The sequence below is a fragment of the Treponema berlinense genome, assembly GCF_052273165.1.
GTDB classification, from domain to species: Bacteria; Spirochaetota; Spirochaetia; order Treponematales; family Treponemataceae; genus Treponema_D; species Treponema_D berlinense_A.
Window position 1 is genome coordinate 20,696 of sequence record NZ_DAVZIU010000025.1, and the last position, 8,099, is coordinate 28,794.

General features: G+C 42.0%; 5 protein-coding genes. 4 read left to right on the forward strand and 1 reads right to left on the reverse strand.

Going from position 1 to position 8,099, the window contains the following annotated elements:
* The first annotated feature begins 6 nt into the window (after positions 1-6).
* The 4 genes from mutS to ACT6XC_RS08195 all read left to right on the forward strand — a co-directional run bounded on the left by mutS (position 7) and on the right by ACT6XC_RS08195 (position 6,968).
* Complete coding sequence (gene mutS / locus ACT6XC_RS08180) at positions 7-2,673, forward strand: DNA mismatch repair protein MutS (protein WP_443741440.1); 2,667 nt, start codon at positions 7-9, stop codon at positions 2,671-2,673.
* A 226-nt stretch (positions 2,674-2,899) separates the two neighbouring features.
* Entirely contained in the window at positions 2,900-4,600 is a 1,701-nt protein-coding gene (ilvD, locus tag ACT6XC_RS08185; protein WP_273064922.1) for a dihydroxy-acid dehydratase, read from the forward strand.
* Between the two features lie 88 nt (positions 4,601-4,688).
* Positions 4,689-6,038: a citrate/2-methylcitrate synthase gene (locus ACT6XC_RS08190; protein WP_443739001.1), complete on the forward strand. Its 1,350-nt coding sequence runs from the start codon at positions 4,689-4,691 to the stop codon at positions 6,036-6,038.
* A gap of 108 nt (positions 6,039-6,146) precedes the next feature.
* A complete protein-coding gene (locus tag ACT6XC_RS08195; RefSeq protein WP_443741441.1) occupies positions 6,147-6,968 on the forward strand; it encodes a pseudouridine synthase in 822 nt (273 codons plus the stop codon).
* Positions 6,969-7,093: 125 nt separating this feature from the next.
* On the opposite strand, the gene thrH is transcribed toward ACT6XC_RS08195, so the two are convergent.
* Complete coding sequence (thrH, locus tag ACT6XC_RS08200) at positions 7,094-7,699, reverse strand: bifunctional phosphoserine phosphatase/homoserine phosphotransferase ThrH (RefSeq protein ID WP_443741442.1); 606 nt, start codon at positions 7,697-7,699, stop codon at positions 7,094-7,096.
* Positions 7,700-8,099 lie beyond the last annotated feature (400 nt).

An 8,099-nucleotide genomic window follows, 5' to 3' on the forward strand; every position in this document is an offset into this window, starting at 1 on the left:
CGCAAAATGTCAAAAGACAAGGTTGTCGCAGGAAAAGTTCAGAAACGTTCCGAAAGTACAGAATTGACTCCGCTCATGGTTCAGTACCAGAGCATAAAAGATGAATATCGCAACGAAGTCCTGTTTTTTCGTCTAGGCGATTTTTACGAAATGTTCAATGAAGACGCCTTGGAAATTAGCCGTCTTTTAAATCTTACACTTACTCATCGTGCGCAGCACCCTATGTGTGGAATTCCTTATCACGCCGCAAAAATCTACATTGCGCGTCTTTTAAGACTTGGAAAAAAAATTGCAATCTGCGAGCAGGTTGGCGAAATCGGAAAAGGCAAGACGATTGCTGAGCGAAAGGTAATCGAAATCATAACTCCGGGAACTGCGATTGAAAGCGAATATCTTGAAGGTGGCGTAAATAATTATCTTGCCTGCTGTTCTGTAAAAAAAAATGAAGTCGGCTTTGCCTATATCGACGTTACTACTGCCGATTTTTACGCAACAAGCTGGAACAAAAAAGAAATGGCGGATAATTTTGCAAAGGAACTTGGCCGTTCAAATCCGCGTGAACTTCTTTTGCCGGAAACTCTGCGCGGCGACAAAACAATTGAAGAAATAATCGCCCAGAATTCAAATATTGCGGTTTCTTATTATCCTGAATGGAATTTTGATTCTTCTCTTTCTTACAAAAGACTTAACAAACAGTTTGGAACACAGAATCTGCGTTCTTTTAATTTAACAGAAGAAAGTGCGGAAGTTGGACCTGCCGGATTTTTACTTGACTATCTTATGCGGACGACTTCGACAAATGCTCCGCATGTAAGCGGAATAAAAGTTTACCGTGATTGTGAATACGTCGTAATGGACGATTCTTCTCGCCGAAATCTTGAAATTACGGAAAACTTAAGGGACGGAAGTTTCCAATATTCACTTTTGGAATGTGTTTCCCACACGCAAACTGCAATGGGAAAAAGACTCTTGGTAAACTGGCTCAACTATCCTTTGACCGACGCTCAAAAAATTGCTTCCAGACAGGAACATATTGCTCTTTTTGTAAACAACCGCAGGCTTTTAGACTCAATAAGGCAGAATTTTTCTTCTGTACTTGATATTGAAAGGCTTGCTGCAAGGGTGGCAATGGAGCGTGCCCACGCAAAAGACTTGCAGGCTCTAAAATCGAGTCTTTCTGTGTGGTTAAAAATCCGCGTTCTGATTGAAAATTACGATTTTTCTGTTTTGTCGGCGGACGAAGCTAAGCAGATAATTGAACTTATTGATTCGGCAATTTTGGAAGATCCTGCGACTTCTATTACGGAGGGCCGGATTATAAAATCTGGCTGGTCAAAAGAACTTGACCACTGGCGCGACATTCAGTGCAATTTTAACAAAATTCTTGAAGAATATGCCGAAGAAGAAAAATCAAAAACTGGAATTTCTAACCTGCGGATTAAAAACAACAACAATGCGGGTTATTACATTGAGGTGACAAAAGGAAAACTTCAGCAGATTCCTGAGCATTTTATAATGCGCCGTTCTCTTTTGAATGCTGAACGCTATACGACCGCGCGCCTTCAAGAACTTGAACACGAATTGAACGAAGCAGGTACAAAAATTGTTCAGCTTGAGCGTGATTTGTTTGTAGAAATCCGCTCTCAGATTGCAAAACTTGTTCCGTATCTTTTGCAGACTTCCAGAGAAATTGCATACACAGACGTAAGTTCCGCACTTGCATATTCTGCCGTTCTTCATGGCTGGATTCGTCCAGTTGTCGATGATTCTACGGTGTTTGAAGTTGAAAATGGTCGTCATCCTGTCGTTGAAATGCATCTCCCTGCCGGTGAATTTGTTCCGAATGACCTTTCGATTTGTTCTCCTCAGAATTTTTCTGAAAAATGCTCCACTTCTTTTTCGTTGATTACAGGTCCGAACATGGCCGGAAAATCAACATTTTTGCGTCAGAATGCGCTGATTGCGCTTTTGGCTCAGACCGGCTCTTTTGTTCCCGCTTCTTCTGCGCACATTGGAATTGTCGATAGAATTTTCTGCCGTGTGGGCGCAAGCGACAACCTGGCTCGCGGAGAATCGACTTTTTTGGTCGAAATGACAGAAACTGCTAATATTCTTCGTTCTGCAACGGAAAAATCGCTCGTAATTATGGACGAAGTAGGGCGGGGAACTTCGACGGAAGATGGACTTTCTATTGCTTGGGCAATTAGCGAATATTTGCTGAACACGATAAAATGCAAAACTCTTTTTGCGACTCATTATCACGAGCTTACTAGAATGAATCACTCTGCGCTAAAGCTTTTGTGCATGGCTGTTGCAGAAAATTCTGGCGATGTAGTTTTTTTGAGAAAAATAAAGGAAGGAGCAAGCGAAAACTCTTACGGTCTGCACGTTGCAAAACTTGCCGGTGTTCCACAAAGCGTAATTTTAAGAGCCGAAGAAATTCTTGCGCATTTGCAAAAATCCGCTGGAGAAAAACCAGTCCTGCCTTCCGAAATAAAAACCGAAATTTCTGGCGAAAAAGAAAAATCTCATTTTAGCCAGAATTTGCCGGGACTTTTTTCTGACGAGGAAATGGTTTTAGACGAGATTCTTTCTGTTGATCCAGAAAATATGACTCCGCTCCAGGCTCTTGAGCTTGTTGCCCGTTGGAAAAAATCACTTTCTGGAAGGTAATTTTAATAATACTAAAGAATTTAATTAAAATTAAAAAAAATAACGTCGGTAATATTAACAGAAAAAGCTTTAATTTATATAATAAAAACGCAAATTTTAGCCCGGATTGTAGCGGCGCGAAAGCGTCGGGCTTTGCCCGATGCAGCGAATAGCGGAACCGCGGAAAGCCGGAGGAGACAGTAAAAGCTGCTCCAGAAATTTATTTTTTTTATTTTAGAGGTACAAAATGGCTGTTGAATCAAAAAAATCTGACAATGCCTGCAAAGGTACGGCTCGTGCGCCACATCGCTCGCTTTTTTACGCTTCTGGTTACACTGACGAAGAACTTGCTCAGCCTTTGGTTGGCGTTATCTGTGCAAAAAATGAAATTATTCCTGGACATATTGAGCTTGACCGTATTGCCGAGGCTGTAAAAGCTGGTGTGCGCATGGCTGGCGGAACTCCGATTGAATTTCCTGCCATTGGTGTGTGCGACGGCATTGCGATGGGACACGAAGGAATGAAATATTCGCTTGTTACCCGCGAATTGATTGCCGACAGCGTTGAATGTGTTGCAAAAGCTCATCAGCTGGATGCTTTGGTTATGATTCCTAACTGCGACAAAATTGTTCCTGGTATGCTTATGGCTGCTGCGCGTCTTGATTTGCCGACTGTTTTTGTTTCTGGCGGTCCTATGATGCCTGGCCATTTGCCTGGACACGATTCTTCTAATCCTTATTCTGGAAAAAATCTTTCTTTGACTGATATGTTTGAAGCGGTTGGCGGTCTTGCTGTTGGTAAAATCAACGAAGCCCAGCTTTGCGAAATGGAGCACTATGCTTGTCCTGGCTGTGGCGCTTGTTCTGGTATGTTTACTGCAAACTCGATGAACTGTCTGACGGAAGTTTTGGGACTTGGCCTTCCTGGAAACGGAACAATTCCTGCTGTAACAGGTCGCCGTATTGCTCTTGCAAAACACGCAGGCATGCAGGTTATGGAAATGTATAACCGCGGAATTACTGCTCGTCAGATGATGACAGCTGAAAATTTCCGTAACGCTCTTGCTGCCGACATGGCTTTGGGGTGTTCTTCAAATACGATGCTGCACGTTCCTGCGATAGCGCACGAAGCGGGAATTACAATCGATTTGCACGAAGTGAATAAAATTTCTGAAAGAACTCCAAATCTCTGCCATCTTGCTCCAGCAGGGCATACTTTTATGTGCGAACTTGATGATGCTGGCGGTGTTCAGGCTGTTCTTGCAGAACTTGCAAAGAAAAATCTTATAAATACAGATTTGATTACCGTAACTGGAAAAACAATTGCGGAAAATATCAAAGGTGTAAAAAATCGTAATCCTGAAATTTTGCGTCCAATTGAAAATCCGTTCAGCGACAATGGCGGAATTGCGATTTTGTTTGGAAACCTTGCTCCGGACGGAACTGTGGTTAAGCGTTCTGCCTGCGCAAAAGAACTTATGCTACACACAGGTCCTGCCCGTGTTTTTAATGACGAAAGCGAGGCTATGGAAGCTGTTCAGAAAGCTCAGATTAAAGCAGGTGATGTAGTCGTAATTCGTTACGAAGGTCCAAAAGGTGGTCCTGGAATGCGCGAAATGCTTGCCGTAACTGCCGCTCTTGCCGGTCAGGGGCTGGACAAGCAGGTTGCCTTGATTACTGATGGACGTTTTAGCGGTGCTACACGCGGAGCTTCTCTTGGACATTGTTCTCCAGAAGCTGCTGTTGGAGGCCCGATTGCCCTTGTTAAAGAAGGCGATAAAATTACTCTCGATATTAACAATTATAAAATTCACCTTGATGTAAGCGATGAAGAACTTGCAAAGCGCCGCGCAGAATGGAAGGCTCCAGAACCAAAGGTAAAGGATGGTTATCTGGCACGTTATGCAAAACTTGTAAGTAGTGCAGACAAAGGCGCAATTTTACAGTAGAAGTTGCATAGATTTTTTGAAATCTGTATAATTATCAATAAAAATTAAGAATATTGCATATTTATGCAAAATAACAGGAGATGCCGGAATGGATACAGAAAGCCTTTTTATCGGACGCTTGTCCGTACTTGCTGAACGCAACGACCCAATCGACACTAGTCTTTACGAAAAATACGATGTAAAACGAGGTCTGCGCAATGCCAACGGAACTGGTGTACTCGTCGGTCTTACAAGCATTGGCGATGTTGTAGGATACGAAGTAAAGGACGGTAAAAAAATAGCAATCCCCGGCAAACTCTTGTATCGCGGTTATAATGTTGCTGATTTGATAAGCGATGCAGAAGCTCATAGCCAGTTTGGCTATGAGCAGGCAGTTTATCTCTTGCTTTTTGGTGAACTGCCGACTCAGAGCGAACTTGAACTTTTTAAAAAATATCTCGGTGAATTGCGCACCTTGCCACCAAATTTTACTGAAGACATGATTATGAAAGCTCCGTCTGCTGATATTATGAATAAACTTGCACGCGGCGTTTTGGCTTCTTATTCTTACGACAAAAATCCAGAAGATCGTTCTCTTTCAAATGTTTTGCGCCAGTGTATTGAGCTTATAAGCCGTTTTGGAACTTTGACAGCTTACGGTTATCAGGCAAAACGTCGCTATTACGACGGAAAATCAATGTATATCCATAACCCTCTGCCAGAACTTTCAACTGCGGAAAACTTTTTGCGTCTAATCCGCAACAACAAGGCTTTTACCGATGACGAGGCTAAGCTTTTGGATCTTGCGCTTATCTTGCATGCTGAGCATGGTGGTGGTAACAACTCTTCTTTGACGGTTCATGTTGTTTCTTCTGCGGACACGGACACTTATTCTGCAATTGGCGCGGCTGTTGGTTCTCTAAAAGGGTATAGACACGGAGGAGCGAATATCCGCGTAATCGAAATGATGGATGACATAAAGTCTCACGTCCGCGACTGGTCAAGCGAAAAAGAAGTAAAGGAATATTTAAGAAAAATTGCAAACAAAGAGGCATTTGACCATACAGGTTTGATTTACGGTCTTGGACACGCAATTTACACGATTAACGATCCTCGTGCGACAATTTTGCGCGATCATGCGGCAAAACTTGCAAAAGAAAAAGGCCTTGAGGACGAATACAACCTTTACAAGCTGATTGAAAGGCTTGGACCAGAAGTTATTTACGAAAAACACGGCGATGAAAAGAAAATCTGTGTAAACGTAGACTTCTATTCTGGTTTTATTTATACAATGCTGAATATTCCTCGTGAACTTTTTACTCCTCTGTTTGCGGTAAGCCGAATTGCCGGCTGGTCTGCCCACAGAATCGAGGAAATTGTTGCTGGAGGACGAATTTACCGTCCTGCTTACAAAAATATTCTTGCCGAAAGAAATTATATTCCAATCGAAAAAAGATAGAAGGGGCGTTGCGGGGAAGTTCCCCGCACGGAGGGTAGCGGAAAACGCCTGCGTTTGGAGCGCAGGGAGGTTGTCCTCCCTCTTAAAATCTTTAAATTAACGAAAAAAATGCCTGCAGAAAGACTCGATAAAATATTGGCGCACCATGGTTTTGGAACTCGAAAAGACGTAAAAAGGCTCTGCCATAAAAGTTTGGTGAGTTTGAACGGAAAAATCGTGACCGATCCTGCTACAAAAGTTGAAATTGACTCGGACAGCCTCGAAATTGACGGCGAAAAAATAGTTTTACAGCGCGATCTTTATATTATGCTCAACAAATGCAAAAATGTTGTCTGCGCAAACAGGGACGGCGAACATTCGACCGTTTTTGACCTTTTGGACGAAAATTTACGGCACAAATTTTTGGGTGGCGACTTGCACTGCATGGGGCGGCTCGACATTGATACTGAAGGTCTTTTGATTTTGACGACAGACGGAAAACTCACGCATTCGTTGCTTTCGCCAAAAACTCACGTTCCAAAGACCTATGCGGTCGGTCTGCGCGATTCTTTGACTTTGGAAGAAAAACAAAAATACTGCGAAATTTTTAAAAAAGGCTTTTGGATTGACCGTGAACAAAACGAAGATGGGTTTGAATGTGCTCCTTCCGAATTAAAATGGCGTAGCGAAGACGGAAAATTTGGCGAGGACGGAGAAGCTGAAAGACTTTTTCTTGCTGTTGAAAAAAATTCCAGCGGAAAAACCGACTGCCTGCTTACGATTTTTGAAGGAAAGTTTCATCAGGTAAAGAGAATGTTTAGCCAGGTTGGAAACGAAGTTGTTTATCTAAAAAGAATAAAAATGGGCGGGCTTTGCCTTGACCCGGCGATTGAACTCGGTTCTTACCGCGAGCTTACGGAAGGCGAGATTGAAATGCTTTCGGAAAAATAAAAAACGGCTAAGAAAATCAGCACAAAAAAAGGCACTTTAAAAACTGTCCAAAACGGAATCGGTTTTTAAAGTGCCTTTTTTGCAATTTGTCGTCAAAACGTCAGATTCTAAAATCGGGCAATTTTTTATTTTTTGAGTGCGTCTTTTATTGCAGACAAAAGTTCTGAATATTCTGTAAAAGCTGGAATATTCGGATAATCATTTTTGATTTTGTCTGTTGTGCGGAACAAAAATCCTGCCTTGCTTGCTTCAATCATTCCGAGATCGTTGTAGCTGTCGCCAAAAGCGATTGTTTCAAAACCGATAGACTGCAGCGCTTTTACCGTTGTGAGTTTTGATTTTTCGCAACGCATCTTGTGCTTTACGATAAAACCGTCTTTGTCTGTTTCGAGGCTGTTGCAGAAAATAGTTGGCATTCCGAGTTTTTTTAGAATCGGGCCTGCGAATTCTTCAAAAGTATCGCTTAAAACCACAGTCTGGCAGATTGAGCGCAGTTCATCCAAAAATTCTTTTGCGCCAGGAAGCGGATCAATTTTTGCAATCGTATTCTGAATGTCTTTTAATGTGAGTTTGTGTTCCTTTAAAATTGCGATTCTCCAGTTCATCAGTTTGTTGTAATCAGGTTCATCGCGAGTTGTGCGTGAAAGTTCCGGAATTCCAGAAACTTTTGAAAACTCAATCCAGATTTCCGGAGCAATTACGCCTTCCATGTCCAGACAGGTAATGTACATTTTTTTCCTCCAGCAGAACGCCTAATCAGCCTGCTTTAAATTTTTGATGAAAGTTTAACATTTTTTTTTCTATGAGAGAATACGAATTTTTAAATTTTTCGCAGCGCATCTTCGCACTGACCGGCTCTTACTGCAAGTCCTCCTTCGCTCCGCTCGTCCGGTCTTTCCGTGACGATCCGGGCTAGGTTTTGTCCAAGAGAATCAGTTCCTGCATTGTTTCCTATAAAATTTAATCAGAAATTTACAAAAAATATACAGAAAAAATTGTAATTCATAAATAAAACGTTATAATATAAAAACAGGAAAAAAGTGATGTTGGTAAAAGATAAAAGAGAGTATTTGATTGTTCCGTTTACGGTGATTGCGCTTTTGGTTGACCTTCTTGGAAGAGTTTTTGCCG

Excerpts from the sequence above, each read along its gene's own strand:
- mutS (WP_443741440.1), top strand. The coding sequence starts at position 7 with ATGTCAAAAGACAAGGTTGTCGCAGGAAAAGTTCAGAAACGTTCCGAA.
- ilvD (WP_273064922.1), top strand. The coding sequence starts at position 2,900 with ATGGCTGTTGAATCAAAAAAATCTGACAATGCCTGCAAAGGTACGGCT.
- ACT6XC_RS08190 (WP_443739001.1), top strand. The coding sequence starts at position 4,689 with ATGGATACAGAAAGCCTTTTTATCGGACGCTTGTCCGTACTTGCTGAA.
- ACT6XC_RS08195 (WP_443741441.1), top strand. The coding sequence starts at position 6,147 with ATGCCTGCAGAAAGACTCGATAAAATATTGGCGCACCATGGTTTTGGA.
- thrH (WP_443741442.1), bottom strand. The coding sequence starts at position 7,699 with ATGTACATTACCTGTCTGGACATGGAAGGCGTAATTGCTCCGGAAATC.